Raw genomic sequence first — 26,165 nt, forward strand, 5'->3', positions numbered from 1 at the left:
GCAGCAGGAGAACGCGGACAGCACCGTCCTCGCGCGCGCACTGTCAGGCAACCGGTTCGTGGGGGACACCCGTCGGTCGGGGCCCCCGCGGAGCTGCGTCACGATGCCCGGTTGGGCGCGAAAGGGGCGAGTGGCGGAGCCCGCCGGACGCGCGAGGCACCCGCGCGCGAGAGCGGCTACCGGTCATCGAGGTTCGCCTCGACTCCGGCGGCGGACGTCGCCCGCGCGCGGGGGCGGCTATCCCTTCCGCTGGTTCGCCTCGGCGGCGATCTTGCGGGCCTCGGCCGCGTCGGCGGCCTGGGCGCCGGCCTTCACCGCGCGCTCCGCGAGCGACCTCGCCTGGGGGCGGTCCCCGGCGGCGAGGGCCGCGCGGGCGCCGGCGAGGAGGAGCCGCGGATCGCGCGAGGCGGCGGCGATCCCCCTGTTCGCGGCGCGGAGCGCCTCGGCGGGCTGGCCCTCCGCGAGCCAGGCCGCGGAGAGGAGCCGCAGCGCCTCGGAGTCGGCGGGGCGCGCGAGCAGCACCACGTCGAGGTCGGCGCGGGCGGCGGCCGGGGCCTTGGCGGCGAGCCGTGCCGCCCCGAGCGCGCGCCGGGCGTCCAGGTCGGACGGGTCCGCGGCCGCGGCCCCCTCGAGCAGCGGCAGCGCGCCCGCCGCGTCGCCGCGGGCGAGGAGGAGCGCGCCGAGCGCGGCGTTCGCGTCCGGCGCGGTGGGATCGCGCTCGAGCGCGGCGCGGTAGGCCTTCTCCGCGTCGGCGGGGCGGCCCTGCGCCTCGAGCGCCCGGCCGAGGGCGACGTGCGCGCCGGGGGGCGGCGTCTTCCCGGAGGTGAGCTTCTCGAGGAGCGCGAGGGCGCGGTCCGCGCGCCCCTGGGCGAGGTCCACGATCGCGTACCAGACCGCCGCCTCGGCCGGCATCCGACCGTCACGCGTGGTGCGCTCGAGCTCGGCCCGGGCCTGCGCGAGCTGGCCGAGCCGGTACCGGGCGATGGCGCGCTGGAGCCGGACCGCGCGGCCGTCGAGCCCGTCGGTGGCCGCGAGCGCCTCGGCGAAGCGGCCGCGGCCGATGCGCGCGCGGGCGAGGAGCACGTGGGCGCCGGCGTCCTTCGGCGCGAGCGTGACGGCCCGGGCCGCCGCGTCCTCCGCGCGCTCCCACGCGCGCGCGGCGAGGTGGACCTCGGCGAGCGCCTCGGCCAGCGGCGCGGTCTCGCCGCGCTCCCGGGCCACGCGGGCGAGCCGCTCGGCCGCCTTCCCGGGGTCGCCGCTCGCGGCGAGCACGCGGGCGGTGACGAGCTCGTACCGGAGCCGCAGGTCGGCGGGCGGCGCGCTCGCCGGGTCGGCGTCCACCGCGGCCAGCTCCTTGCGCGAGACGTCGAGCTCCCGGCCGAGGGCGAGCCGGGCCTCCGCGGCGCCGACCACGGCGCCGGGGTGGGTCGGCTGCGCGGCGAGCGCGGCGCGCTGGAGCGCCAGCGCCTGCTCGGCGTCGCCGCCGGCGAGGGCGAGGTCGCCGAGCGCGGCGACGGCGCGGAGCAGCGGGGGCCACCCGTCCTCGTCGCGGGCGCCGGCCTCGTTCACCCGCGCGGCGATCGCGAGCCGGCCCCGGCCCGCCTCGACCTCGCCGCGCTCGAGCAGGATCCGTCCGGCGAGGGCCTCGACGAGGGGCTCGGAGGAGGGCGGCGCCGCCAGGATCGCGTCGGCGGCCTCGCGGCGCGCCTCGGGCGTCTCGGCGAGCAGCCAGCGCGCGGCGAGGGCCCCGTCGCCGGCGTCGTCGCGCCCGGCCAGCTCGGCGGCGGCGCGCGCCGACGCGACGCCGTGATCGACGGCGAGGAGGGCGTTCGCCTGCGCGGCGAGGGAGAGCAGCTCGGGCGAGCGCGGCGCGCGGCGGCGCGCCTCGGCGAGCAGGGCCGCGGCGTCGGTGAGCGAGCCGCGGGTGTCGCGGGCGATGCCGGCGCGCGCCTTCGACGCCGCGTTCGTCGCGAGGTCCGAGGCGCGCCGCCCGTCCACCAGGAGGTAGACGGCGACCGCCCCGCCGATCGCGAGGAGGGCGGCCGCGGCGAGGACGAGCTTCCGGTGGCGCCGGAGCGAAGGGACCGGCGGCTCGGGAGCGTCGGCCAGCCGGGCCCGGATCTCCTGCTCGTACTGGGCGGCGATCCGGTCGGCCTCCGCCGCGGCGTCGGCGTCGGCGGCGGTCGCCACCGCGAGCGCCGCCCCGGACCTGGGTCGCGGGCCGGGAGCGCCGCTCGAGCCCGGGATCATCGCCAGCAGCGACCCGTCCGGCAGCGGCGGCGCGGCGGCGCCGCGGAGCGGAGGCGGGCGGATCGGAATGGCCGGCGGACCTGCGCTGGCGTCCGCGGCCCCGCTCGTCTCGTCCTCGCCCGGCTGGGCGTCCCCGCTCGTGCTCGCGACCTCGGTCGTGTTCGCGCTATCGGCCGCGCTCGCGTCCCCGTTCGCGGTGGCGCCGGGGAGCGCGAACGTCGCGGTGTGCTCCGCAGGATCCTCTGCGGCCTCGCCGTTCGCCGCGATCATCCGCTCCGGGGCGGGTCGCTCCGACGCGCCGGCGTCACCGGAAGGCTCGCCGTTGCCGCCGGTCTCCCCGGCTGGACCGGCTGCACCGGCGGTCGCGTCGGCATCGCCCGCGGCGGTCTCGCCCGCGACGGTGCTGCTCCCCGCGGTCGCGTCCGCCTCGGCCGCGCCTGCGGCAGCCTCGGCGTCGCCGTTCGCAGCCGCATTCGCAGGAGCATCGTCGCCCGCGGCGGTCGGCTCTCCACCACCATCCGCGGTGGCCGCCGGGCCGCCCGCGGCCCCGTCCTCCTCCTGGACCTTGCTCCGGGCGTCCTCGAGCCAGCGCTTCGCCCGGGGGTCGGCGGGCTGGAGCTCGACGGCGCGGGTGGCGACCGGGAGCGCCTCGCGGTAGAGCCCCTTCCCGAGGAGCGCCTCGGCGATGAGGTTGTAGGGGTAGGGGCTCGCCGGATCGAGGGCGATAGCGATCTCGAACTGATCCATCGCCCCCTTCGTGTCCGCGGACTCGAGGAGCGCGCGCCCCCAGACCACCCGGCCCAGGATCGAGGTCGGGTGGTGCTCGAGCCCCTGGCGGCACACCTCGATGGCACGCGCCGCCTCGCCGCGCTCGACGAGCGCCTTCGCGAGCTCCACGAAGATGCGGGACCTGGGGTCTGCTGCGAGGATCTGCTCGTACTTCTCGAGGATGGAGGACATTCGCGCGGATCGACCGACGGTGAGGAGACGAAGCGTATCACGCGAGGCCCATCCGCGACCGGAGGGGCGACGAATGCGCGAGGCGCGGATGTCGGTGCGTGTGGCTGCGCCGCTCCGCATACACGATGCGACGCGGACGGTCGCGTTGCCCGCCTGTTTCACTTGATGTCATCATCGGCTCGCGCCCGACCGCGCCGACGCGCCGGAGAGACTTTCGATGACATGGCCGGCGGGCTCTCCGCTGAAGTCGCTCGCCGACGCGCAGATCGTGGCGATCCTCGGGATCGCGATCGGGGTGCCGCTCCTCCTCGTGCTGCATCTCCTGCTCGAGGAGGGCGGGAACGCCGACGGGTTCCGGCTCGTGGCGGTGGCCGCCGTCGTGGTTCAGGTCGCGATCGCCGCCGCGCTGTACTGGCTCGCACGGGCGCTGCGAGAGCCCGCGCCGGTCCTGTGGGCGGTCATCGCCCTGATCCAGTTTCCGCTGCCGCTGATCGTCTTCGCAATCCTGAGCCCCCGCGCGACGCAGCGACTCCGCGCCGCCGGGATCGATGTCGGCGTGCTCGGCGCGCGGCTTCGCGATGCGCGGCCGCGCTCCCTGGAGCAGGGGGATGCCAGCGAGCGCTGACCCGCGCCATGGGCCTGGTCACCAGCGCAACCGCGCCCGCTTCAGGCGCATTAAAAAGGCGCGGACCTCTCGGTCCGCGCCTCGAAACGGCGTGCGAGCGGCGCAGTCGCGGCGCCCGCCCACCTGAAGCTGATCCTGAAGCCTAGAACGGGATGTCGTCCGGCCCGCCGCTGGAGCTGCCGCCGCTGGAGCCGCCGGGGCCGGGGCCGCCGGGGCCGGGCCCCATGTCCGGCTCCTCGAAGCCGCCGGGAGGACCCTCCTCCGGACCACGCGAGCGGGCCGGGCCCGCGCCGCGCCCGGCGCCGCCGCCGAGGAACCGCACCGCCTCGGCGACGATCTTCACCTTCGAGCGCTCCTGGCCGGACTGCTTGTCCTGCCACTTGTCGGTCTTGAGGCGCCCCTCGACGTAGACCTGGCGGCCCTTGGCGAGGTACTCGCCGCACTGCTCGGCCTGCTTCCCCCAGACCTCGACGTCATGCCACTCCGTCTCCTCCTTGCGCTGGCCGGACTGCTTGTCGGTCCAGGAGCGGGAGGTGGCGATGCGGAGGTTCGCGACCGCCTGCCCGCCGGAGGTGTACCGGACCTCGGGATCCTTCCCGAGATTGCCGACGAGGATGACCTTGTTCACCATGGCGATCGTCTCCTTGCGCCTGCTTGGCGTGGCCTGCGTGCTCGCAGGCTTCGTTGTGATGCGGGACCGTAGCAGCGGGGTCTGACATCGACAACGGCGCAAGGGCGGTCTCGATGGCGGTCCGGAAGCCGGCGAGCGAGCGCCAGGTCGGCGCCGCGGTGGTCGCTCGCCGCGGCCCGGCATACGACTTGCGCCATCGTGCTACGGCACGCTAGGCTGCGCCCGCCCGTCTTACGATTTCCCATCTGCGTGCTACGGGCGGCGTAACCTCCTGAGGAAAGAGATGAACAAGATCCTCGCCGTCGCGGCCCTGGTGGCCGCCCCCGCCCTGGCGACCGCGCACGATCTCTGGGTCGAGCGCACGCCGGGAGGCTTCCTCGTCCGCTCCGGCCACCGCGGCGCCGAGGCGCTCACGGTCGACGCCGCGAAGGTGAAGGCGATCCGCTGCCTCGACGCCGGTGGCGCGCAGAGGGACGTCCTCCAGGCCGCCCGGTTCGCCCCGCGGGAGGTCCGGGTCGCGGCGTCCTGCGCCGCCGTCTCCGTCTTCCACGACGGCGGCTACTGGTCCCTGACGCCCGATGGGGAGGTGAACCTCCCGAAGAACCAGGCCCAGAGCGTCGTCAGGTCCTGGGCGTCGCGCCAGTACGCGAAGTGGGTGGACGCGAAGAGCCCGCGCGCCGGCGCCGTGCTCGGCGACGAGCTCGAGCTGGTGCCCGTGACCGAGCTCGGCAGGGCGCGCGCGGGCGACAAGATCACGCTGCGGGTGCTCTCGGCCGGCCGGCCGGTCCCGGACGCCGTGGTCGCGATCGGCCACCGGCTCATCGGCGACACGGACTCGAAGGGCGAGATCCGCCTCCGGGTCCGGAGGGCGGGCGTCGAGTCGATCTCGACCTCGATCCGCCGCACCCGCGCCACGCCCGAGGCCGACGCCGAGGTGCTCGAGGCGAGCCTCACGTTCGAGGTCGCGAAGTGACCCGCGCCGGAGCGCTGCTCGCCGCCGCCATCGCCGTCCTCGCGCCCGTCGCCGCGGGCGCGCACGAGGTCCTGCACGAGCTCGAGCGGGACCGCGCGATCTCCTTGAGGGCCTACTTCGCGGACGGCGAGGTGCTCGCCTACGCCCAGTACGAGCTCTACTCGCCCGCCGATCCGAAGATCCCCTACCAGAAAGGCAGGACCGACCGGAGCGGCTGGCTGTCGTTCGTCCCGGACGTCCCCGGGAAGTGGCGGGTGAAGGTCGTGGACCAGACCGGCCACGGCCTCGACCTGGAGGTGGACGCGGACGCGGCCCTCGCCGCGCCCCCGGCGCAGGGGAGGTCGGCGCCGGCCTTCACCACCGCCTTCGTCCTTCGCCCGCTCGTCGGCCTCGCCGCGATCGCCGCCGTCTTCGGGGGCCTCGTCGCCGTGTATCGCCGCAAGGGGACGCGCCCGTGAGGAGGTCGCTCTCGACCGCCCTCGGCCTGGCGGCGCTGGCGGTCGCCCGCCCCGCCCGCGCCCACCACGGCGTCGCCGCCGTGGGCGTCGAGCAGGCCGAGCAGCAGGGCTCGGAGGGGCTCGAGAGGTTCCGCGCCGCCTTCACCTTCAGCTACTCGACCCGGCTCTAGCCATGCACGTCCCGGACGGCTTCCTCTCGCCGCAGATCACGATCCCCGCCTACGCGGTGTGGGCGCCGCTCTGGGCGTGGGCGGCGCGGCGGCACTTCGGCCGGGCCGCGGTGGAGTCCCTCCCGGTGATCGGGACGCTCACCGCGCTCGCGTTCGTGATCCAGACGATCATGATCCCGGTGCCCGGGGGGACCTCGACGCACCTCGTCGGCGTGACGCTGCTCGCGCTGCTCTACCACCCGCTCGTCGCGTTCGTGTGCGAGTCGCTCGTGTTGCTCGTCCAGGCGCTGTTCTTCGGCGCAGGGGGCGTCACCGTGCTCGGCGTGAACGCGCTCGCGATGGGGCTCCTCGGCCCGCTCGCCGGCTGGCTCGCCTGGAAGGCGCTCCACCGCGTGAACGGGAAGGTCGCGGTGTTCGTGGCGGCGTACGCGTCCATCCAGGTCGCGACGCTCGCCGTCGCGGGCGCGTTGGGCCTGCAGCACGCCCTCTCGCCCCGCTACTTCCCGCTGCCCGTGGCGGTGGTGCTCCCGGCGATGCTGGTCCCGAGCCTGACCGCCGCCGGCCTCGCCGAGGGCGCCTACACCGTCTTCGCGCTCTCCCTCCTCCGGAAGGCGAACCTCCGTGGCGTCACGCTGGACTGACCCGCGCGCCAGCCGCGCGCTCGTCCTCGGCTGGCTCGCCGCGGTCTTCGGCGTCTCGGCGCTCGCGGACCTCCGCGCGCTCGGCGCCGCGGCCGCGGTGTCCCTCCTGGTCTTCCACCGCGGCCTCGTTCGAAATGTCCGGCGGGCCGCGCGGTCGGCCGTGCCGATCTCGGTCGGCCTCTCGGCCGTGTCGTGGCTCTTCCTGTGGGCCGTCCAGCGGACCCGCCCCGACGTGGAGCCGTTCGTCGCGCTCGCCCTGCGCACCGCGGTGATCGCGTTCCTCACCTTCGCCGTGCTCGACCGCGTGAACCTGCTCCGCGCGTGCGAGCCCTGGCCCACGCTGTCGCGCCTCCTGGTCGTCACGCTGGCGCAGATCCACGCGCTGCGGCTCCTCGCCACCGACTCGCTGCAGGCGCTCCGGAGCCGGCTGGTGCGCAAGCCCGGCCCGCGCGACGTCCTGCGCGGCGCCGGCGGCGTGACGGCGGCGATGGTCACCCTCTCCACCCGCAACGCGCGAGAGATCTCGGACGCGATGCGCTCGCGAGGCTTCTAGATGCCGTTCGAGGTCGCTGGACTCGGGCTCGAGCTGGGCGGTCGGACCGTCCTCTCCGACGTCTCGTTCTCGGTCCGCCCGGGCGAGCGGGTCGTGCTCCTCGGCGTGAACGGGTGCGGGAAGACCACCCTCCTCAAGGCCCTGGACGGCCTGGTCGCCCCGGGCGCGGGCGCCATCCGGTACGGCGGTGCCCCGGTCACGCCCGCCGCGCTCGACGACGCGGCGTTCCGCCTGCGGTTCCGCGCCGAGGTGGCGCTCCTCTTCCAGAACGTGGACGCGATGCTCTTCAACCCGACCGTCGCGGACGAGATCGCCTTCGGCCCGCGGCAGCTCGGGCTCGCCGACGTGGACGCGCGCGTCGCGCGCTGGGCGAGCGCCTTCGAGGTCGAGGGGTTCCTCGATCGCCCGCCCTTCGAGCTCTCGGGCGGCGAGAAGAAGCGCGTCGCGCTCGCGGCGCTCATGGCGATCGAGCCGAAGGTGCTCCTCCTGGACGAGGCGACCGCGAACCTCGACCCCGCCTCGGCGGCCCGCCTCGTCGACTTCCTCGGCGCGCTCCCGGGCGCGACCGTCATCTCCTCGACGCACAACCTCTCGATCGCGGAGGAGCTCGGCGCACGCGCGATCCTCCTCGCCCCCGGCCGCCCCGGCGTCTGCTTCGACGGCCCGACCGCCGATCTCCTCGGGGACGAGCGGCTGCTCGCCGAGACCGGGCTCTCGCACCGCCACGGCCACCGCCACGGCGCGACGGCGCACGCCCACTACCACGTCCACGATCTCGAGTAGGTTGTCGGGGTGGCCGGCGTCGGCTAGCGTCGCCGGTCACGGAGGACGCATGCTGGAACGCATCGGGGTGTCGCTCGAGGACGAGCTGCTCGGGAAGTTCGACCGGCTCATCGCCGAGAAGGGCTACGTGAACCGCTCCGAGGCGATCCGCGACCTCATCCGTGACGCGCTCGTCCAGCGCTCCTGGTCGGAGTCCGACGGCCGGGAGGAGCGGGTCGCGGTCGTGACCCTGGTCTACGATCACGACTCCTCGAGCCTCGCCCAGAAGCTCGCCCATATCCAGCACGAGAACCACAAGGCCGTGGTCTCGGCCCTCCACGTCCACCTGGACCCGCACAACTGCCTCGAGGTGCTCGTCCTCCGCGGCCGCGGGAAGGACGTCATCGGCATGGGCGAGGGGCTCGTCTCCACGAAGGGCGTGAAGTACGGGAAGCTCGTGCCGGCGACGACGGGGCAGGATTTCTGACGGCGAAGGGCCCGCGCAGCGAGCTGCCGCGGCACACGCTGCCAGCCTGCGCGGAGCGGCCCCTCCCTGCGCGAGGAGGACCGCCCGCGCCCGCTACCGCGCCGGCGCGGCCGTCGATGCGGGCACGAGCGTCGGCGCGGTCTGCACCGCGGCGGCGGCGCGGGTCGCCTGCTCGAGCCGGGGGAGGAGGCCCCGCGCGAAGGCGCCGAGGGCGTCCTTCTTCGCGCCGAGGGCCCGGAGCGCCGCCGGGAACGGGTGATCCGCCTCGTCGGAGCGGGCGAGCCCGGTCCCGAGCGCGCCGAGCGCGGCGTCGGCCGTCGCGGGCGGCGCCGCGCGCAGCGCGTCGACCAGCTCGCTGGGCGCGCTCGCCGCGACCTCGGCGAGGGTGTCGGCGATCGCGGCCGCGAGCCTGCCGTCGAGCGCCGCCGCGGGCGCGAGCTCGACCAGCTTCGCCAGGGCGTCGGGCGCGCCCTCGGCGGCCACGTCGCCGAGCGAGGGCAGCACCGGCGTCGTCCCGCCCGCCGCCGCGAACCAGAGCCGGCCCATCACCTGGGGATCGGCGGAGATCGCCTCGAGGAAGCCGTGGCGCGCCGTCTCGCTGCCGGGGTCGGAGAGGTACATGGACTCCGCGATCGCGAGGCGCAGGGCGGGGTCGGTCTGGGCCCGGAGCGCGTCGCTCAGCGCCGCCACGTTCCGCGGATCCGCGGCCCGGCCGAGCGCGTAATAAGTCCCGACCGCCTGCGCGAGCGCCGCCGGCGTCACCGGCGTCCGGGCCGACTCGGGCGCCTTCGCGAGGGCCACCGCCGCCGCGATCGCGCCGGCGCCCGGCGCGCCGCCGCTCGCCGCCATGGCGCCGCCCAGCGCGTCCACCGCGCGGACCACCTGCGCGTGCCGGCCCGGGTAGTCGTTCACCAGGATCGAGAAGGCGAGGACCTGGTGCGCCGCGTTCTCGACGTAGCCGGACAGGCTGGTCACGTTCTCGAGGGTGCCCGTCTTCGCGCGGAGGCGGCCGGCCGCCTCCGTCCCCTCCATGCGCCAGCGGATCGTCCCGTCCCGCCCCGCGATCGGGAGCGAGGAGAGGTACTCGGCCTGGAGCGGGAAGCGCGCGTACACGTGGCGGAGGAGCGTCACCACCTGGCGCGCGCTGAACCGGTTCGTGTCGTTCAGCCCCGAGCCGTTCTGCATCACGTAGGAGCCGCGCGGGATCCCGGCGCCCTCGAGGAAGTCCCCGACGGCGGCGACCCCCTTGGCCCAGCTCCCCGGCGCCCCCTTCGCCTCGGCGCCGAGCGTCTCGAGGATCTGCTCGGCGATGAAGTTGTTCGAGGTCTTGTTGAGCCGGCGGACGATCTCGGCGAGCGACTCCGACTGCGCGACGTACACGAGGCGCGCGGCCGGTGGGGCCACGCCGGCGCGGACGTCCCCGACCTTCACGCCGCGCAGCGCGAGGAGCCCCTCGAGGGCGCTCCCGAAGTAGAGCGCCGGCGCGTCGATCTTCCGGCGCGCGGCCTGCGGCCGGCTCCCCAGGGGGAGGCGCCCCTCGATCACGATCCGCTGCCGGCCGTTCACGAGCTCGGAGGAGATCGTGACGCGCCGGCGCCCCTTCGGCTTGACGGTGGTGGTGCGGTTCTCGACCACGAACAGGTCGGTCGCGGGCTCGAGCTCGATCCGCCCGCGGGCGCCCACGCGATCGCCCGGGCCGGCGAGCACCGTGACGGTGTTGAAGTCGAGGGAGAGCGCGCCGGTCGGGGCGAGGTAGGCGCGATCGCCCCCCTCCTGGTCGAACCCGGGGCCGATCTGCGCGGCGTCGAAGAACGAGTCGTCCACGACGAGCGCGCCGATCCGGTCGATGCCGAGGTGCCTCAGCTCGCCGGCGATCCCCCAGAGCCGCTCGTTCACGAGGGTCGGGTCGCCCTTGCCGCGGACGTAGAGCGTCTTCACCGTCCGTCCAGCGACGCCGCCCGGGTCCACCAGGAACTCGGTCGCGAAGCGGTACTCCGGCCCCAGGCGCGCGAGCGCGGCGGCGCTCGTGAAGAGCTTCACGTTCGACGCGGGGTTCAGGAGGACGTCCGCGTCGCGCGCGTAGAGCACCTTCCCGCTGGCGGCGTCCGCGACCAGGATCCCGGTCCGCGCGCCGCCGAGCGTCGTCCCCTCGACGATCGCGCGGAGCGCGCCGTCCAGCCCGCCCGGCGCCGGGTCGGCGGCGCGGGAGAGGGAGGGGGCGAGGGGCAGGAGGAGGAGCGGGAGGATGGCCGCCAGGGAGGGGGCGCGGCGAGCGGGCGAATTCACACGGTTCCTTTACCGGATGGCCGGGCGGGTGGACAGGGCGCGGGGAGGCGTCCCCCGGAGAACCGGACAGGGTGCCGTGGCTATTTCTGACAGGCGTTGACACGCTCGCCGGCGTGCCGATAGGGTGTGCCACTGTGAGAACGGGTCGCACCGACGACCGCGCGCCGGAGCGGGACGAGCGCACGCATCAAGCGCTGGAGCGGTTCGAGCGGTTCCTCCATCAGAAGGAGCTCCGGCTCACGGAGGCGCGCGCCGCGATCGTGGAGGCCGCCCTCGCCCGCCAGGGGCACTATCCCATCGAGGAGCTCATCGCCGACCTGAAGCAGCGCGGGATCCGCGGCTCGAAGGCGACGGTCTACCGGACGCTCCCGCTCCTCGCGGAGGCCGGCATCCTGCAGCCCGCCATCGTCGCCGGCGAGTCGAAGAGCTACGAGACCACCTTCGGGAAGCAGCACCACGACCACCTGCTCTGCCTCGGCTGCGGCAAGGTGGTCGAGTTCGAGTTCGAGGCCTTCGAGATCCTCGAGAAGGAGGTCGCGACCCGCTACGGGTTCCGCCTCCGCACGCACCACCACGAGCTGGTGGGCTCCTGCCCCGACTGCCTCGCGAAGGAGGCGGCGAGCTCCGGCGGCGCCGCCCCCGCGAGCGGCTCGAAGTCGAACGGCTCCGAGGCGGCGTAGACCACCTTCGCTCGACGCCGACTACGCCGGCGCGTCCTCCTCTATCGGGTCCGCGCGCGGCCCGACGGGCTCCGCGCCCGGGGTGGCGAGGAGCGCGTCCGCGTCGGGGGTGGGGAGCTCCTGCACCGTCCGGAGCTTGCGCTGGATCGCCCGGCTCCGGGTGGCGACCGTCTCGAGCGTGGTGGACGCCTCCTGGAGCTTGCGGTCCACCTTCTCGAGGACCTGGCCGAACTTGCCGAACTCGGTCTTCACCGCGCCGAGCACCTGCCACACCTCGCTCGAGCGCTTCTGGATCGCGAGGGTGCGGAAGCCCATCTGCAGGCTGTTGAGCAGCGCGGCGAGCGTGGTCGGGCCGGCGGCGACCACCTTGTACTCGCGCTGCAGCAGGTCCGTGAGCCCCGCCCGCCGCACCACCTCCGCGTAGAGCCCCTCGGTCGGCAGGAACAGGATCGCGAAGTCCGTGGTCGCCGGCGGGTTCAGGTACTTGTCGTGGACGTCGCGGGCGCACCCCTTGACGCGCTGCTCGAGGGCGCGGCTCGCCTCCTCGACCGCCGCGCCGTCGCCGCGCTCGGCCGCGTCCACCAGCCGCTGGTAGTCCTCGATCGGGAACTTGGCGTCGATGGGGAGCAGGACCTCGGCGCCGTCCGCGTCGTGCCCCGGGAGCCGGATCGCGAACTCGACGCGCTCCCCGGTGCCCGGCCGCGTCGCGACGTTCGTCGCGAGCTGCTCGGGCGCGAGGAGCTGCTCGAGGAGGCTCCCGAGCTGCACCTCGCCCCAGGTCCCGCGGAGCTTCACGTTCGCGAGGACGCGCTTCAGGTCGCCGACCCCGTTCGCGAGCGCCTGCATCTCGCCGAGGCCGCGCTGGACCGCCTCGAGCCGCTCGCCGACGAGCCGGAACGAGTCGCCGAGCCGCTTCTCGAGGGTGCCCTGGAGCTTCTCGTCCACGGTGAGGCGCACCTGCTCGAGGCGCGCCGCGTTCTCCTCCTGCACCGCCCGGAGGCGCCCGTCCACCGTGGCGCGCAGCGCCTCGAGCCGCTGCTCGACCGCGCCGGTCAGGCGCGCGAGCTGCGCGGCGAACCCCTCGAGCTGCCCCTTCTGGAGCGCCGCGAGGTCGGTGAGCGTCCGGCGGACCTCCTCCCGGAGCTGGTGCGCGGTCGCCGACGTCTCGCCGCGGTTCCTCGCGATCTCCTCGCGCAGGGCGCGCTCCTGCCGCTCCTGGGCGCGCCCCAGGCCGTCGAGCCGCTCCTCGAGGCGGGCCCGGAGGGCGGCCGCCACGCGCGCGGGCAGGAGGAGCAGGAGCGCGGCCGCTCCCGCGAGCACCGCGATCGACGACACGAGCATCGGCAGGTCGGCCATGGGCGAGCCCTCCCCGGCCCGGCGGGCCGGCGGGACCGTTCACCGTACACCGCCGCCCGGACATGGCCGGCGCGCGCGGGGCGAGCGTCCGGGGATGGAGCGTCATGGCGCCAGCCGGTTGCGTCGCAGCAAGGCGAGCGGGCGTCGCCATCATGCGGGGTCGCCCGCGGCCGGCGGCGCGGCCGCCGCCTCCGGGGCGGGCGGCCGCTCCCGGAACCGCGCCGCGAAGGTGCGGGCCCCGGCGGCGAGCTCCCCGCGGAACGCGAAGGCGAGCGCGGCGAGGAGGAGCGTCGCGGCGGTGGCGAGCGCGGCGACGAGCCGAGCAGCGACGAGCACCACGAAGACGGGGCGCGGCGCGTCCGAGGCGAGCAGCTCCCGGTGGAAGTACGTCTGCCGCGTGCCGTCGGGCAGCTCGATCCGCGCGGGGAGCCCCTCGTAGCCCGGAGCGCCCTTCGCCTTCGCGCGCGTCTCGGCGGGCGACGCCGGCGCCTCGCTCTCGTACCGCTCGCCCAGATCCTTCGCGACGTAGGAGCCCGAGCCGAAGTCCGACGAGCGCAGCGAGATCACCACGGCGATGGCGGCTGCGAACGCCGTCAGCGCGGCGCCGCCACCCAGGACGAGCGCGAGGACGCGGCGGACGCCGGCGAGCCGCCGCCACGCGACCGTGAGGGCGAGCGCGCCGAGCGGGAGGAGCGTCGCCACGATCGCCAGGTCGCGCGCGGGCTCGGAGAGGAGCGCGAGCAGGGCGAGGGCGCCGAGGAGCGCGAGCCGGCGCCGGCGGGCGACGGCGCCGAGCCGGAGGAGCGCCTCCGCGGCGACGAGGAGCAGCGCGATCGCGAGGAGCTCGTCGGGGTCGGGGAGGTGCCAGCGCACCGACGGCGCCAGCTCCTCGTACGCCGGGAGCCACTCCGCGGGGTACCGCAGCTCGACCGTCGCCGTGCTCGCCGGCACGCCGGTGCGCGGCAGCTCGAGGCGCGCGACGCCCACCCCGAGCCGGCTTCGGAACGGCCGCACGTCCTGCACCATCACCTGCTGCGCGCCGGGGCCGAGCGGCAGGAACAGCCGGCCGTCCGCGTTCCGGGTCAGGTAGGCGGGCTCGCCGCCGACGCTCGCGAAGGTCGGCTCACCGGGGACGCCCAGGGCGAGCGCCGGCGTCCCCTGGTTGTCGAGCGAGAGGGTGGTCTCGCTGCGCGCCTTGCCGTCGGCGCCGAGGAAGAAGGTCTGGGAGAGGGCGTTCACCGCGAACCCGGCGGTCTCGAGCGCCTCGAGGCGGGTCGCGGTCCAGGTCACCTCGCCCTGGCCGTCGAGGAGGAACGCCTGCGCGCCGCGGTACGCTGCGGTGAGGCCGGTCTCGCCGGCGCCGACCCGCCGGCCGGCCGCCGCGACCTGGGCCCGGATGAGAGGGTGGCTCTCGACGAGCAGGTACTGAACGCTCGCCGGGACGGGCGGCGCGAACCGCGCGCCGGTGAGCCGGCCGGTGAGGCGGATCGTGGACTCGCCCGGCGGCAGGTCGAAGCGGTAGCGCGCGCCCTCGAGGTCCCACGCCACCGGGGCGTCCACCGCCTCGACGTGCTCGGCCTCCCGGAGCGCGATCTCGAACCGCCGGTGGGTCCGGGACGGGTTCCGCACGTCGAGCAGGTAGGTGAAGCGCGTCTCGTCGGGGAGGAGCGTCACCTGGTAGCGGCCCGCCACCGACGGCGGGAGGTCCTCGCGCGCCCCCGCCAGCCGACGCACCACCGAGAGGCTGCGCGCGCCGCTCCCGGCGTCGGCGAGGACCGGCTCGCCGTCCTCCACCGTGGCGGCCACCTCGAGCACCGCCGGGGTGGCGGTCGCGGCGAGGCGGTCGCTGCCGTCGAGCGCGATCCGGCAGCGGACCCGGAACCGCGGCGCCAGGGGCGTCACCGCGAACGCGCCGGACGCGGCGCGCGAGAGGAGGGCGTCCCCGTCGCAGGAGTGGAGGCGGAATCCCTCGCCGGAGAGCACGTCCACCGCGGGGAGCGTCCCGGCGGAACGCCCCGAGAGCGTGAGGCCGAGATCGCGCCGGGCGAAGCTGCCGTCGATCCGCAGGTGGTCGATCACGGTGAGCGACGGCCGCTCCTCGAGTTTGCGGAGCCGCTCGTAGTCGGCGAGCGGCAGCGTCACCTGAGGGGCGCTCGCCGGTTGGGCGAGCAGCAGGGCCACGACGAGCGGCGTCATCGCAAGAACCTCCGGTGAACGAGGAAGCAAGGAGAGCAGACGCCCCGTGTGGGCGTCCAGCGGAGAAAACGCGCCGCGGCGCGAAACGATCTCCCCGGCGACGCGCTCGTCGGTGTGCGAACGGGGCGCAGCGAGCGGACCTGCTCGTCCCGCCGTGGCGGCTCCTCTTCGCCCGGTCGGTCGCGCGGTGCCGGCGAACGGATCGGGCGGGTCAGCCGCCGGCCGCGAGCGCGGCGCGAGCCTCGGCGCCGGTCATCGGGTGGTTGTAGAGCGGCGTGCCCGGCTGCTGGCGGCGGCCGCCCTCGCGGAGCGAGCCCGTGTCCACCGGCGCGAACCCGATCTGCTCGACGAGCGTCGCGACCAGGCGCTTCGCGGCGGGGTCGTCGCCGGCGAGGAAGATCGCGTGGCGCTCCTCGAGCGGCAGGTCGGGCCGGCCCCGCGTGGCGAGGTGCTCGAAGTAGATCGTGTTGAAGGCCTTCACGAGGCGGGCGCCCGGGAGGCGCCGGGCGGTCTCCTCGCTCGAGGTGGTGGCCCCGAGGTCGAGGACCTGGCCCTCGGCCGAGTACGGGTTCATCGCGTCCACCACCACCTTGCCCGCGACGCGCGCCGTCGGCGGGAGGGCCTCCGGGGAGCGCCACGGCGTGGCGAGAAAGATCACCTCCCCGAACGCCGCCGCGTCCTCGACCGTCGCCGCGTGCGCGCGCGAGCCGAGCCTCGCCACCAGCTCGCGCAGCGAGTCCGGTCCCCGCGAGTTCGCGAGCGCCACGTCGTGCCCGGCGTGGACGAGGAGCCGGGCGACGGTGCCGCCGATGCGACCCGCGCCGATGATCCCGATCTTCATGGAACCCCTCTTCGACTCTAATCGTCCGAGAGATCCGCGCGCACCTCCCGCGAGCGGGTGAGGAGGGGTCCCGGTAGGGTGCGTCGGAGGGGATCACCCGGCCCTGCGCTCCGGCCTGACCGAGAGAAGTTTTCGGCGGGAAAATTACTCTCGGTCGGGAGGAGCTATCCCGCAAGGGTCTGGCGGATCGCCGCCGCGTGCTCGAGCCGCGCCTCGACCCGGGCCACGAGGGCGCGACGCTCGCGCTCGACCGCGGCGGCGGAGAGCCCGAGGGCGCGACCGACGACGAGGTCGAGCTCGCGCTGGGCGGGCCGCGCGAGCATCGCCCGGAGCGCCGTGGTCACCGGATCCCGCGCGAGCGCGCCCCGGAGCGCCGCGAGCGGGCGCGCGACGCCGGCGAGCGCCGCGGGTCTCGGGAACGGGGCCGCGGCGAGCACCCGGCAGTCCACGTCGGCGATCGCCTGGGCGCCGGTGAGCTGGCGCGCCCCCGCGTCGATGGCGAGGCGGACGGGGGTGGCGGAGAGCACGAGCGCGAGCTGCCACGCAGGGACGGCCGGGCCCGGGAAGAGGGCGTGCCACTTCTTGTCCTCCCACAGCCCCGCCTCGTTCAGGAACGCGAAGGCGCGCGCCCCGAGCTTCGCCGGGTAGAGCACCGGCGCGGGGCCGCGCCCCGGAACGAGCCGCCACCACGGTGCGCGGCCGGCGCAGGTCGGCCGCCGTTGGACGCCGAGCGCCTCGCCGAGCCGGACGTAGGCCCGGCTCGCGGCGCTCGTCCGCGCGGGTCGGAAGAGCACCTTGCCCGGCGCCGCCTCCTCGGGGGCCCGCGCCTCCTTCAGGCTCGCGAGGAGCGGCACCACGTCGGCGTCGCCGAGGGCCACCTCGCCCGCGAGCGCCGAGGCGAAGCGGCCGCCGCCGAGCGGCGCGAGGTGGAAGAACGCGTTGCAGCCGGTCTTGGTCCCGAACCGGACCTCGCACACGTCCGCGACGGTGATCGCCTCGCGCGGCGCCTCCGCCGCGCCCCGGCTCCGGCGGACGCGCGGGGTCGCGCCGCCGCGCGCGATCGCCTCGAGCTCGTCATCGCCGAGCGCGCCGAGCGGCACCGCCGCCTCCGCGGGCGCGGCGTCCCGCGCGCCTTCGGCCCACACCGCGAGCGCCGTGTCCACCGACGCCGCGAAGCTCCCTGCGGCCCGCGACCGGAGGCGGAGGACGAAGCCGCCGCGGGCCCGCGCGTCGGCGAGGACGGGGGCGGAGGAGCGCGACACGTCCAGCGCCCGGGGCCAGACCAGCGCCGCCACCGGCGCGCGCCGGAGGGCCAGGGCGGCGAAGTGCGCGGAGAGATCGGCCTGGCGGGTGAGCCCGCTCGCGGTCGCCGCGGCGGCCTTGTCGTCAGCGGGGATCGCCTCGTGCCGGAGGAAGGGCGGGTTGGCGAGGACCAGCTCCGCGGCGGGCCAGGGGACGCGGAGCGCGTCGGCGCAGGCGATCGCCGCGTCGGCGTCGAGGAGCGCGAGGCGCGCCCGGGCGGTGCGGGCGGCGAGGGGCGCGACGTCGATCCCGTGGAGCGCGAGCCGGGCGCCCTGGAGCCGGGCGAGCCGCGCCGCCGCGGCGAGGAGCGCGCCGCCGCCGCAGGCGGGATCGAGGACGGCGAGGCCGTCGAGGGCGGCGGCGAGGCGGGCGTCGCGGGCTCCGGAGAGGAGGGCGGCCAGCCCCGCGGCGGCGGGCGGACCGCCCCGGCCGGCGGCGGCGTGGGCCAGGCCGAACGCGGCGAGGATCCGGGCCTCCGCGTCGGGCGTGAAGATCGCGCCGCGCGCGCCGGCGAGGGCGCGCGCGCAGATCGCCTCGAGGAGCGCGCCGTCCACCTCGCCGGCGCCGGGCCGGAGCTCCGACCCGCGGGAGAGCCCGGCGAGCGCCCGGCTCGCACCACCGCCGAGCCAGCGCGCCGCCTCCGCGAGCTGGGCCTCCGGGGGGAGCGGAGCGAGCGCGGCGAGGGCGCGGGCGAGGGACGCGGCGGCGGTCACGGTGAAGGATCCCGGCGCGCGGTCGCGCTCGAGCGCGCGCTCGGGATCGCCCCGGACAGCGGCACGTCCAGGATCGGCGCGCGGCGCGCCCCGGGACCGTCGAAGTGCCACCACTCCATCCGGTTCACCCGGAACCCCTCCGCCTCCATCGCGGCGCGGAGGAGATCGCGGTTCGCGCGGGCGGCGCGCGAGATCCCGCTGCTCGCGGCGGCCCGCGCGCGGGGCTCGAACGCGTCGAACGGCGTCGGCAGCTCGGCCTCGCGACCGTCCGGGGTCGAGAGCCCGACGTCCACGGCCGCGCCGCGGTTGTGGTTCGAGCCGAACCGCGGGTCGGCGACGAACCCGGGGCGCGGGACCAGGCGCCACATCTCGCGCTGCACCGCGAGCGGCCGGTAGCAGTCGTAGAGCCGGAGCCGGAACCCGCGCGCTCGCACCCGGGCGGCGGCGCGGGCCAGGCGGGCGGCGACGTCGGTGCGGAGGAGGCAGCGCGCGTCCGGCGGGTACACCGCGCGCCCCAGGAAGTTCGCCGCCGTCGCGTAGCGGAGATCCGGCACCGCGTCCGGCACCACCGCCAGGACCTCCACGAGCGGGGTCGCCGGCGGGGCGGCGGCGAGCAGGACCGGCAGCAACGCGTGGAGCGCGGGCACGTGCAGATTGTACGCGACGCGGATCCGCGACGCGATGGGGGCCGTGCGGAATGACGTGAGGCGCGGACGTCGTCGCGGAGTCGCGGCCGGCCGGGTCGCGCTCGCGTCGGCCCGCGATCGGCGGCGCGCCGTCGTTGCCTGCCCCGGTACGGTCCGTGTATAGGCCTGGCCCCGATGCTCGCGCCGCTCCCATCCGTGCAGCCCGCTCCGGCGGCCAGCGATGACGCGGGCGAAGGTGCACCGCTGGCGCGGCACCCGTCGGCGCAGAGCCCGGTGCGCCGCGTCCCGTGGGCGCTCGTCGTCGCCGCGGCAGCGCTCCCGGCGGTCTTCGCGCTCGTGCGGCTCGGCCGCTGGCACCCGGACGAGATCTACCAATATCTCGAGCCGGCGTTCTTCAGGGTCCACGGATACGGAGTCCGTGCGTGGGAGTGGGACGTCGGGCTGCGGAACTGGGCCATCCCGTTCGTGCTCGCGGCGTTCCTGCGCGCCGCCCACGCCGCCGGGATCGATCACCCGATCGCCTGCCGCGCCGTCCTGGCCGTTCCACAGGCGGCCGTGCTCCTGCTCGCGATGATGTCCGCCTGGCGGTACGTGGAGCGCCGGTGCCGGGAAACGCCGTCCTCCGCGAAAGGCGCCTTCCTCCTCTTCGCGCTCCAGGCGCCGGTGCTCCTGTTCGCCGGCCGCACGATGGGGGAGAGTTTCTCGGCCGCCTTCCTCGTCGTCGCGTTCGAGCGGCTCGACAGGCCCGGCGACGGGCGAAGGAGCGGGACGTGGGCCGGCGCGATGCTCGGGCTCTCCGTGGTCGCGCGGTACGGTTCGGCCGTCTTCGTGGTGGTCGCGCTCGCGTGGCTGGTCGCGAAGCGGCGCTGGCGGGCGCTCGGGTGGACGTGCGCCTCCGGCGGGGCCGTCGCGATCTCGCTCGGCGTGCTCGACTGGGCGACGTGGGGGAGGCCGTTACACTCGCTCATCGCTTACTTGCAGTTCAACGTCCTCTCGGGCAAGGCGAGCACGTTCTTCGGCGCGCAGCCCGTCGGGTTCTACCTGTGGGCCCTGGGAGCCTGGTTCGCGCTCTGGATCTGGCCGGGGCTGTGGATCGTCACCGCTCGCGAGCGGCGCCTTCCGCTCCCGGCCGTGGCAGCGGTCCTCTACGTGCTCGTCCTGCTCGCGACGCCACACAAGGAGAACCGGTTCCTCTTCCCCGCCGTGATCCTCGCCGCCCTGGCCGCCGCCCCGGGAGCGGCGTGGCTCGTGGCGAGGTGCCAGACGAGACGAGCACGAGTCGGCGCGACGGTGGCGGCGCTCCTCGCCGGGAGCATCGCCTTCACCGGGCCCGACCGCCCCACCTCGGGCCGTGACTTCCGCGCCCTGGCGCGGCTGGGCCGCGATCCAGCGACGCGCGGAATCCTCGTCGTCGGCGGACCGTGGGGATCGTGCGGCTACTTCTGCGTCGGTCGCGACGTCCCGCTTCACCATGTGGAAGACACCGCGGAGATCACACGCGTCCTCGAGGATTCGCGGGTGAACCGTGCGGTGGCGGTGGGACCGGCGAGCGTCGACCTGCAGCGCCGCGGCTTCGCGGTCGTGGAGCGGCAGGGGAAGTTCGACGTCCTGGCTCGGCGCTGACCGCGTCACGCCCGCGCGCCGGCGCGATCGGCCCGCCCCGCCGCGTCGCGGGCCAGCGGCGGCGCGAGCCGCGTGCTCGGGAACAGGGCGAGCAGGAGGAGCGCCACGCCGCTCACGACCTCGACCACGGACGCGCCCCGATCGCCGGTGGTCCGCGCGCTCCAGGCCAGCCACACGGCGGGGACCGCGAGGCCGAACCGGGCGGGAGGCCACTCGAAGGACGCGAGCGTGCCGATGCACACGAGCAGCCCCATCGCGACGTCGTGGAGGATGGGGCCGACCGCGCCATAGCCGAGCAGCAGCGGTGCGAAGACCAGCCCGAGCCCCACGCCGAAGCTCGCCCACCGGGCGTACATGCTTCAAACCTAGTGGGGGGTTTGGGGGTCGCAAGGGGAGGGCGCTCGCGGGCGCCTGCCCGGGCGGGTGCACGAAACTGGCGGAGTCAGACGCTCTCGCTAGGATGCGATCGTCTGCGAGCGACCGCGGCGCCGGGTCACGGGAGGATCGCGCGATGGCTCGACGCCGGACCGAACGCTCAGGCAGCACGACGGAATCTTCGATGACCTACGCCGACGAACGCGTGGCGGCAGAGATGGGACGAGTCCTGCTCGCGCTGTACCGGGCCGGGATGCAGGTCCGGGTCTGGCCGGACGCGCTGAAGGGGCGCGCCGGCGCGCGGATCGTGGCCGGCCCCTCCGCGAACAGGCGCCGGACCGCGCTCAAGCCGGTCACCGGCTCGGGCGACTCGCCGCTCCAGGCGATCTACGCCGCGGTGGAGCGCATGAACGAGCGCGCCGGGGCGATCGTCGTCCGGCTGGACTGATCGGAACGTTCGCCCGCACCCGCACCCGGCTGCGAACCTGTCATCCCTGTCCGTTCCCCGGGTCCCGAGTTCCCTGTCCCGGCTTCTCCGTGGCCCGTTCCGGAGCGGGAGCGGAGCAGTCAGGGGCGTTGATGCGGGCGAGGGGATCCGGGTTACGTGCGGCGGCGAAGCCGGGTGCGCGTTCGGGGTCGGGTACGGCGAGGCGGCCTGGCAAGCTGGGGAGGCGCACCCCTCCGCGCGGGGAGCTCGCGCGCGGTCGCGAAGCGAAGCGCGCGAGGTCACGGTTCCCCGCTCTAACCAAACAGCCCGTCGAGCTTCCGCTCGATGTCCTCCTGGACCTTCTGGCGCATGGCGCCCGGGACGAGCATCGGGAACTTCAGCTCGATCGTGACCTCCTCGTCCTTCACGGCGTAGGCCCCGCTGACGCCCATCTTGGAGACCTGCCCGGTCTTCGCCGGGCCGTCCTTGTGGTAGTCGAGCGACATCTTCTGGGCGATGCGCTCCATCACCTGATCCACCTTCTCGTAGATCTCGGCGGCGTTCTTCCCCGGGTACTTCCTCGTGATCTGCGGCATCCGGCGTTCGTCTCCTATCAAGGCTGCTGCTCAGGGCTGCTTCGCGTACAGAGTAGGGTCCGCCACCCCCGCCTCGGCAAATCCCTTGCGGCGCAGGCGGCATGCATCGCATCGGCCGCAGGCGCGGCCGCGGACGGGGTCGTAGCACGACATCGTCATCCGGTAGGGCACGTCGAGCGCGGAGCCGAGGCGGATGATCCCGGCCTTCGAGAGCTTCAGGAGCGGGGCGCGGATCCGCAGGGGCCGTCCCTCGACGCCGGCCTTCGTCGCCACCTTCGCGAGCCGCTCGAACGCGCGCAGGAACGGCGGGCGGCAGTCCGGGTAGCCGGAGTAGTCCACGGCGTTCACGCCGATGAACACGTCCTCCGCGCCGACGGTCTCGGCGTCGGCGAGGGCGAGGGCGAGCATCACCGTGTTCCGGGCCGGCACGTAGGTCACGGGGATGTCCTGGCCCATCCGCCGCTCGCTCCGGTCCTTGGGGACCGCGATCCTCGCGTCGGTGAGCGCCGACCCGCCGAACGCCGAGAGGTCGACCTTCACGATCCGGTGCTGCGCCGCGCCGAGGGTCCGGGCCACCCGCCGCGCGCGGGCGAGCTCACCCCGGTGCCGCTGGCCGTAGTCGACCGACAGGCAGTGCACCTCGAACCCCTCCGCGCGCGCGATGGCGAGGCAGGTCGTCGAGTCCAGACCGCCCGAGAGGAGCACCACCGCGCGCTTCGCCTTCGCCATCCCGAGTCCTCCAGATCACGGCGCCGGTGCGCCGGTCACGTCGTAGCGCGCGTCGCAGGGGAGCGGGCACGTCCCGCAGTCGCCCTCGATCCGGCGCATCCGCTCGATGTAAGAGCCGCCGAACCCCGTCGCAGCGCCGGCGGAGTCGCGCTGGACGGTGCCGTCGAGGATGATGGTCAGCTCGGCCGCGCAGGTGCCGCAGCCGCCGAGGATCGCGCCGGAGGTGGTCGCCTCGAGGTGGACCGCGTCGCCCGAGCGGGAGCCGAAGAGCGTCTCCGCGTGGTCCCGCCCGGAACAGAACGCGGCGCCGGACGTCCCGGCGTCCGACGACAGCGTGCCCGAGAACGCGATCGGCGCCTCGTCGAAGCCGGTCTCGGGCGGGCAGGCCGGGATGGTCGGGTCCGCGGGATCCGACGCGAGGTTCCGGGTGCCGGCGAGGTCGAAGACGCCGATGGTGTCGCCCGGGCAATCGCCGCGCCCGCTGGCGCCGCACGCCGCGAGGGACGCGGAGAGGGTGGCGAGCGCGAGGAGGGCTGGGCGAGCGGGGCGCGGCATCGGCGGGGCGTCACCCTAGCACCGAGAGCCGCAGCTCGAGGAACGGATCCGAGAGCGCGAACAGGGCGAGGTCCCGCAGGTCCGGCAGCGCGAGCGCCTGCGCCGGGTCGAGGTCCCCCGCCTCGCCAGGGCGCTCGAGCCGCGCCAGGGCGCGGAGCGCCTCGCCCGGATCGCCGGCGTACACGAGCGCGACCCGGCTCGCGGTGCGCCGGAGGGCGGCGGCGAGCTCGCGCGGATCGGCGGCGCCGAGCTCGGCGGTGGCCGCGGCGCCGAGCCGGCGGGCGGCGTTCCGGATCGAGCTCGGGACGCGCTGCTCGAGGGGCCCGAGGAAGGCGGCGGCGCGCTGGGGCGGGAGCCCGGAGGACGCCGGCGCGCCGCCCGCGAAGCGGCAGGCCAGCTCGAGCAGGATCGCGAGGTCGCGCGGCGCGAACTTCCCGGCGAGGGCCCACCCGTGCTGGACGAGGTCGAGGGTGCGCGCCGCCACGAACGGGAGGGCGCGCTCGGGCAGCGTCGCCACGCCGGCGGAGAGGATCGCGGCGGGCGGCTGCGTGTTCTCGACCGCCACCTCGGCGCCGGGCTTCGCGGTGAGGAGCACCGCGTGCGGCCGGGTGGCGAGCGCGCGCGCGGCGTCCTCGAGGGCCGTCCGCAGCGCCGGCGCCCGCGGCGGGGCGAGCCGGTCGGCGGGGGTCGCGCCCCGCCGCCCGAGGTCCGCCGGGAAGAGCGGCTCGAGCCAGGGGCAGAGCAGCGCCAGGAGGCGCGCGAGGGGACCCGTCGCCCCGGGTGCCGCCGCCCGAACCCGCGCCGCGGATGGGACGGCCCGGGCGAGCCGCGCCGGCGCCGGGGGGGAGACGCGCCCGGGCGCCACGTACGCGGCGAGGGAGGCGACGATCCGGCTGCGCTCGGCGAGGCGAGCGGCGTCGGCGGACCCCACGTCCCGGGCGAGGGTCGCGCACGCAGCGGCGGCGCCGGCGAGGGCGACGCCGTCGGACGGCTCCGTCCGCGCGGCGGCGAGGGCGGCCTCGAGGGCGCGCGCGGCGGTCTCCGGCCGCCCGGCCCAGGCGGCGATCAGGGCCCGCCGCGTGTCGGCGTCCTCCGGGACGAGGGCGAGCGCCTTCTCGAGCATCACCGTCGCCTGCTGCGGGCGGTCGAGCTTCGCCGTGAGGACCTCGGCGAAGTGCTTGAAGCGTGCGGCGGCCGCGAGGGGATCGTAGGCGGCGATGGCATCGGCGCAGACCTCGCCGAGCTGCACGTACTCGTCGTAGCGGCGGAGCTTCTCCGCGACGCGGCAGAGATCGCGCGCCACGGTGAGCTCGGCGGGCTCCTGCGTGAGGGCGCGCGCGAGCCAGGCGTGGGCCTCCTCCCACTCGCCGGCGCGCATGTGGGCCCGGCCGAGCGCGGCCGCGTCGGGAGGGGGCGGCGGCGGGGTCGGGGTCGGGGGCGGGGCTGGCGTCGCGGTCGCACGCGAAGCGGCCGTGCCCGTGCCCGTCACCGTGCCCGGCGCCCGTGACCCGCCTCCCGCGTCCCGTGGCTCGTGGCCCGAGGTCGGGGTCGGGGCGGGGGCCGGGGCGGGGGCCGGGGCGGGGGCCGGGCTCGGGGCCGGGGCAGGGGTCGGGGTCGGGGTTTGGGTCGGGGCCGGGGTCCGGATCGGGGTCGCGGTCGGGGTTCGGGTCGAGGCCGGGTTCGCGTTCGCGTTCGGGATCGCGTTCGTAGTCGGAACCCGGGGCCCGACGCTCGACGCCCGAGGCCCGCTCCTCGACGCCATCATCGCCCGCGCCTCGGCGAGCGCCTCCTGGTGCTGGGCGGCGTCGGCCTGGACCTGCGCCGCGAGCCGGTTTTTAAGGGCGTGGGCCCGGGCGAGCCGGGCCGGATCACCCTCGGCGAGGCGGAGGAGCCAGGCCCACGTGAGCTCGCGCTCGGCGTCCACCTCGAGGGACTCGAGGAGCGCGTCGGCCGCGCCGCCGCGGTCGCCAACCCGCTCGAGGTGGCCGGCGAGCCGCTCGAACAGCTCGGCGCGCTCCAGGCCCGCGGCCGCGGCCGCTTGGCCCCGGAGCACCGCGGCGACCGGATCCGACCCCGCCGGATCCGCCGCAGGCCCCGCGGCGGGGACGGAGGTCCCCGGGGCGCCGGCGGCGCGCGCGTCGAGCTCCGCGAGGAGCGCCTCGGCCTCGGCCGCGGTCCGCTGCCCGGCGGGGGCGGCGCTCGCGCGGGCGATCGCGAGCGCGGCGTCGAGCGCGGCCCGGGCGGTGACGTCGTCGCCGAGCCGCTCGGAGAGGATCCGTGCGCGGCGGAGGTGGAGCGCGGCGGCCTCCGCCGGATCGGCGGCCCCGTCCGCCGCGGCGGCGAGGGCGCCGGCGGCGGCGGCCCAGGCCTCGCGGCGCGTGTCGAGCTCCGCGAGCGCCTCGAGGGTCGGGCCGTGGGTCGGATCGAGCTCGAGGGCGGCGAGGTAGGCGCCGCGCGCCTCCTCGACCTGATCGTGATCGGCGAAGAGCCGGCCGCGCGCGTACCGGAGCGCGAGCCGGCGCGCGTCGTCGCCCCACGCCGCGAGCGCCTGCTCGTGGACGCGGGCGAGATCGAGCCACGCGTCGATGGCGCCCCGGCTCGCGGCGAGCCCGGCCGCGCGATCGAACGCCTCCGCGTCCTCCGGCTGGTCGCGGAGCACCTGGATCCAGGCCGCCTCGGCGTCCGCGGGGCGCCCGGCCGCCTCCAGCGCGCGGGCGAGCTTGCGCGCGTGGGCGCCCCGGGCCTCCGCCGGCAGCTCCTCGAGCGGGATCGCGGACAGGTGGCGCGCGGCGGCGTCCACGTCGCCCGCGGCGAACGCCTCCTCGGCGAGGACGGCGCCCTCGGGCACGCAGCCCGGGCGCGCGTGCAGGGCGATGCGGTAGGCGCGGGCAGCCTCGCCGTGGCGCTCGGCCGCCTCAAAGAGGCGCGCGGCCTCGAGGGCGGACGCGGCGGAGTCGTCGGCGCCGGTCCGAAGCGCGGCGGCGAGGTGGGCGCGGGCGGCCGCGACCGGATCCCCGGCGGACGTCTCGAGCCGCGCGAGGGCCTGCCACGGCGCGGCGGCGTCCGGGTCAGCCTGGCACGCCAGCTCGAGGACGGCGCGGATCTCGTCCGGCTGCGCCGCGGCGCGGACGAGCGTCTCGGCCGACTCGAGGAGCGCGGCCGCGCGGGCGGCGGGATCGTCGGTCGCGAAGGCGCGCTCCGCGGCGGCGCGCGCGACCTCGCGGAGATCGGTGGGCGCGGGCGCAGGGCTCGCGCCCCCGCTCGCCGGCGCGCTCGCGGCCGGGGCGGCGACCGGCTCGAGGGCCGCCTCCACGTCCGAGGCCAGCTCG

The 26,165-nt window shown here is 76.4% G+C and carries 23 protein-coding genes and 1 pseudogene; 11 read left to right on the plus strand and 13 right to left on the minus strand.

What is annotated here, in order from left to right:
- Window positions 1-237: 237 nt before the first annotated feature.
- The gene (locus tag MNZ27_RS12845) at window positions 238-3,210 is read right to left on the minus strand and encodes a tetratricopeptide repeat protein (protein ID WP_242394475.1); all 2,973 of its coding nucleotides are present in this window, start codon (window positions 3,208-3,210) and stop codon (window positions 238-240) included.
- 268 nt (window positions 3,211-3,478) lie between these two features.
- On the opposite strand from MNZ27_RS12845, the gene MNZ27_RS12850 reads away from it, so the two are divergent.
- Window positions 3,479-3,835, plus strand: coding sequence for a hypothetical protein (locus tag MNZ27_RS12850; RefSeq protein ID WP_242394476.1), 357 nt, complete (start codon window positions 3,479-3,481; stop codon window positions 3,833-3,835).
- 142 nt (window positions 3,836-3,977) lie between these two features.
- On the opposite strand, the gene MNZ27_RS12855 is transcribed toward MNZ27_RS12850, so the two are convergent.
- Window positions 3,978-4,466: a single-stranded DNA-binding protein gene (locus MNZ27_RS12855; RefSeq protein WP_242394477.1), complete on the minus strand. Its 489-nt coding sequence runs from the start codon at window positions 4,464-4,466 to the stop codon at window positions 3,978-3,980.
- A gap of 283 nt (window positions 4,467-4,749) precedes the next feature.
- On the opposite strand from MNZ27_RS12855, the gene MNZ27_RS12860 reads away from it, so the two are divergent.
- From MNZ27_RS12860 to nikR, 7 genes are read left to right on the plus strand one after another with little or no spacing between them, the layout of a single operon-like run.
- The gene (locus tag MNZ27_RS12860) at window positions 4,750-5,439 is read left to right on the plus strand and encodes a DUF4198 domain-containing protein (RefSeq protein ID WP_242394478.1); all 690 of its coding nucleotides are present in this window, start codon (window positions 4,750-4,752) and stop codon (window positions 5,437-5,439) included.
- On the plus strand, window positions 5,436-5,897 hold the full coding sequence (locus MNZ27_RS12865; RefSeq protein ID WP_242394479.1) for a hypothetical protein: 462 nt from the start codon (window positions 5,436-5,438) through the stop codon (window positions 5,895-5,897). The genes MNZ27_RS12860 and MNZ27_RS12865 overlap by 4 nt, the downstream gene beginning before the upstream one ends.
- Complete coding sequence (locus MNZ27_RS12870) at window positions 5,894-6,067, plus strand: hypothetical protein (protein WP_242394480.1); 174 nt, start codon at window positions 5,894-5,896, stop codon at window positions 6,065-6,067. Before MNZ27_RS12865 ends, MNZ27_RS12870 begins: the two co-directional genes overlap by 4 nt.
- A gap of 2 nt (window positions 6,068-6,069) precedes the next feature.
- Window positions 6,070-6,708, plus strand: a complete 639-nt coding sequence (locus MNZ27_RS12875; protein ID WP_242394481.1) for an energy-coupling factor ABC transporter permease — start codon at window positions 6,070-6,072, stop codon at window positions 6,706-6,708.
- Window positions 6,689-7,261, plus strand: coding sequence for a hypothetical protein (locus tag MNZ27_RS12880; protein WP_242394482.1), 573 nt, complete (start codon window positions 6,689-6,691; stop codon window positions 7,259-7,261). Before MNZ27_RS12875 ends, MNZ27_RS12880 begins: the two co-directional genes overlap by 20 nt.
- Window positions 7,262-8,044 (plus strand): energy-coupling factor ABC transporter ATP-binding protein, encoded by a 783-nt coding sequence (locus MNZ27_RS12885; protein WP_242394483.1) that lies wholly within the window; start codon window positions 7,262-7,264, stop codon window positions 8,042-8,044. It abuts the gene before it with no gap.
- A 49-nt stretch (window positions 8,045-8,093) separates the two neighbouring features.
- Entirely contained in the window at window positions 8,094-8,510 is a 417-nt protein-coding gene (gene nikR / locus MNZ27_RS12890; protein WP_242394484.1) for a nickel-responsive transcriptional regulator NikR, read from the plus strand.
- A gap of 93 nt (window positions 8,511-8,603) precedes the next feature.
- Here the strand turns inward: nikR and dacB are convergent, their stop codons facing one another.
- Window positions 8,604-10,796 carry a D-alanyl-D-alanine carboxypeptidase/D-alanyl-D-alanine endopeptidase gene (gene dacB, locus MNZ27_RS12895; protein ID WP_242394485.1) on the minus strand — a complete coding sequence of 731 codons (2,193 nt, stop codon included), beginning with the start codon at window positions 10,794-10,796 and terminating at the stop codon, window positions 8,604-8,606.
- 134 nt (window positions 10,797-10,930) lie between these two features.
- Between dacB and MNZ27_RS12900 the strand changes: the two genes are divergently transcribed.
- Window positions 10,931-11,476: a Fur family transcriptional regulator gene (locus tag MNZ27_RS12900; RefSeq protein ID WP_242394486.1), complete on the plus strand. Its 546-nt coding sequence runs from the start codon at window positions 10,931-10,933 to the stop codon at window positions 11,474-11,476.
- 21 nt (window positions 11,477-11,497) lie between these two features.
- On the opposite strand, the gene MNZ27_RS12905 is transcribed toward MNZ27_RS12900, so the two are convergent.
- From MNZ27_RS12905 to MNZ27_RS12925, 5 genes are all read right to left on the minus strand, one after another.
- Window positions 11,498-12,832 (minus strand): DNA recombination protein RmuC, encoded by a 1,335-nt coding sequence (locus MNZ27_RS12905; protein ID WP_242394487.1) that lies wholly within the window; start codon window positions 12,830-12,832, stop codon window positions 11,498-11,500.
- A 150-nt stretch (window positions 12,833-12,982) separates the two neighbouring features.
- The gene (locus MNZ27_RS12910; RefSeq protein ID WP_242394488.1) at window positions 12,983-15,028 is read right to left on the minus strand and encodes a hypothetical protein; all 2,046 of its coding nucleotides are present in this window, start codon (window positions 15,026-15,028) and stop codon (window positions 12,983-12,985) included.
- Between the two features lie 211 nt (window positions 15,029-15,239).
- Window positions 15,240-15,869: an NADPH-dependent F420 reductase gene (locus MNZ27_RS12915; protein ID WP_242394489.1), complete on the minus strand. Its 630-nt coding sequence runs from the start codon at window positions 15,867-15,869 to the stop codon at window positions 15,240-15,242.
- A 164-nt stretch (window positions 15,870-16,033) separates the two neighbouring features.
- Complete coding sequence (locus MNZ27_RS12920; protein WP_242394490.1) at window positions 16,034-17,884, minus strand: N-6 DNA methylase; 1,851 nt, start codon at window positions 17,882-17,884, stop codon at window positions 16,034-16,036.
- The gene (locus MNZ27_RS12925) at window positions 17,881-18,531 is read right to left on the minus strand and encodes a M15 family metallopeptidase (RefSeq protein WP_242394491.1); all 651 of its coding nucleotides are present in this window, start codon (window positions 18,529-18,531) and stop codon (window positions 17,881-17,883) included. Before MNZ27_RS12925 ends, MNZ27_RS12920 begins: the two co-directional genes overlap by 4 nt.
- Window positions 18,532-18,705: 174 nt before the next feature.
- On the opposite strand from MNZ27_RS12925, the gene MNZ27_RS12930 reads away from it, so the two are divergent.
- On the plus strand, window positions 18,706-20,154 hold the full coding sequence (locus MNZ27_RS12930; RefSeq protein ID WP_242394492.1) for a glycosyltransferase family protein: 1,449 nt from the start codon (window positions 18,706-18,708) through the stop codon (window positions 20,152-20,154).
- A gap of 5 nt (window positions 20,155-20,159) precedes the next feature.
- Here the strand turns inward: MNZ27_RS12930 and MNZ27_RS12935 are convergent, their stop codons facing one another.
- A complete protein-coding gene (locus MNZ27_RS12935) occupies window positions 20,160-20,510 on the minus strand; it encodes a hypothetical protein (RefSeq protein ID WP_242394493.1) in 351 nt (116 codons plus the stop codon).
- Between the two features lie 203 nt (window positions 20,511-20,713).
- On the opposite strand from MNZ27_RS12935, the gene MNZ27_RS12940 reads away from it, so the two are divergent.
- Window positions 20,714-20,977 (plus strand): hypothetical protein, encoded by a 264-nt coding sequence (locus MNZ27_RS12940; RefSeq protein WP_242394494.1) that lies wholly within the window; start codon window positions 20,714-20,716, stop codon window positions 20,975-20,977.
- Window positions 20,978-21,270: 293 nt separating this feature from the next.
- Here MNZ27_RS12940 and MNZ27_RS12945 read toward each other — a convergent pair whose 3' ends face one another.
- The 4 genes and pseudogenes from MNZ27_RS12945 to MNZ27_RS12960 all read right to left on the minus strand — a co-directional run.
- The gene (locus MNZ27_RS12945; RefSeq protein WP_242394495.1) at window positions 21,271-21,552 is read right to left on the minus strand and encodes a polyhydroxyalkanoic acid system family protein; all 282 of its coding nucleotides are present in this window, start codon (window positions 21,550-21,552) and stop codon (window positions 21,271-21,273) included.
- Window positions 21,553-21,582: 30 nt separating this feature from the next.
- Window positions 21,583-22,281 (minus strand): 7-cyano-7-deazaguanine synthase QueC, encoded by a 699-nt coding sequence (gene queC / locus MNZ27_RS12950; protein WP_242394496.1) that lies wholly within the window; start codon window positions 22,279-22,281, stop codon window positions 21,583-21,585.
- A gap of 15 nt (window positions 22,282-22,296) precedes the next feature.
- Complete coding sequence (locus MNZ27_RS12955; protein ID WP_242394497.1) at window positions 22,297-22,836, minus strand: hypothetical protein; 540 nt, start codon at window positions 22,834-22,836, stop codon at window positions 22,297-22,299.
- Between the two features lie 10 nt (window positions 22,837-22,846).
- Window positions 22,847-26,165: pseudogene (locus MNZ27_RS12960) on the minus strand (hypothetical protein); the annotation flags it as partial.

It is taken from the genome of Anaeromyxobacter oryzisoli (assembly GCF_022690765.1).
GTDB lineage: Bacteria > Myxococcota > Myxococcia > Myxococcales > Anaeromyxobacteraceae > Anaeromyxobacter > Anaeromyxobacter oryzisoli.

Bases quoted from the DNA above. Each gene is read 5' to 3' on its own strand.
- nikR (WP_242394484.1), top strand. From the start codon at position 8,094: ATGCTGGAACGCATCGGGGTGTCGCTCGAGGACGAGCTGCTCGGGAAG.
- MNZ27_RS12930 (WP_242394492.1), top strand. From the start codon at position 18,706: ATGCTCGCGCCGCTCCCATCCGTGCAGCCCGCTCCGGCGGCCAGCGAT.
- MNZ27_RS12910 (WP_242394488.1), bottom strand. From the start codon at position 15,028: ATGACGCCGCTCGTCGTGGCCCTGCTGCTCGCCCAACCGGCGAGCGCC.
- MNZ27_RS12855 (WP_242394477.1), bottom strand. From the start codon at position 4,466: ATGGTGAACAAGGTCATCCTCGTCGGCAATCTCGGGAAGGATCCCGAG.
- MNZ27_RS12945 (WP_242394495.1), bottom strand. From the start codon at position 21,552: ATGCCGCAGATCACGAGGAAGTACCCGGGGAAGAACGCCGCCGAGATC.
- MNZ27_RS12915 (WP_242394489.1), bottom strand. From the start codon at position 15,869: ATGAAGATCGGGATCATCGGCGCGGGTCGCATCGGCGGCACCGTCGCC.
- MNZ27_RS12860 (WP_242394478.1), top strand. From the start codon at position 4,750: ATGAACAAGATCCTCGCCGTCGCGGCCCTGGTGGCCGCCCCCGCCCTG.
- MNZ27_RS12955 (WP_242394497.1), bottom strand. From the start codon at position 22,836: ATGCCGCGCCCCGCTCGCCCAGCCCTCCTCGCGCTCGCCACCCTCTCC.
- MNZ27_RS12905 (WP_242394487.1), bottom strand. From the start codon at position 12,832: ATGGCCGACCTGCCGATGCTCGTGTCGTCGATCGCGGTGCTCGCGGGA.
- MNZ27_RS12940 (WP_242394494.1), top strand. From the start codon at position 20,714: ATGACCTACGCCGACGAACGCGTGGCGGCAGAGATGGGACGAGTCCTG.
- MNZ27_RS12935 (WP_242394493.1), bottom strand. From the start codon at position 20,510: ATGTACGCCCGGTGGGCGAGCTTCGGCGTGGGGCTCGGGCTGGTCTTC.
- MNZ27_RS12885 (WP_242394483.1), top strand. From the start codon at position 7,262: ATGCCGTTCGAGGTCGCTGGACTCGGGCTCGAGCTGGGCGGTCGGACC.
- MNZ27_RS12875 (WP_242394481.1), top strand. From the start codon at position 6,070: ATGCACGTCCCGGACGGCTTCCTCTCGCCGCAGATCACGATCCCCGCC.
- MNZ27_RS12845 (WP_242394475.1), bottom strand. From the start codon at position 3,210: ATGTCCTCCATCCTCGAGAAGTACGAGCAGATCCTCGCAGCAGACCCC.
- queC (WP_242394496.1), bottom strand. From the start codon at position 22,281: ATGGCGAAGGCGAAGCGCGCGGTGGTGCTCCTCTCGGGCGGTCTGGAC.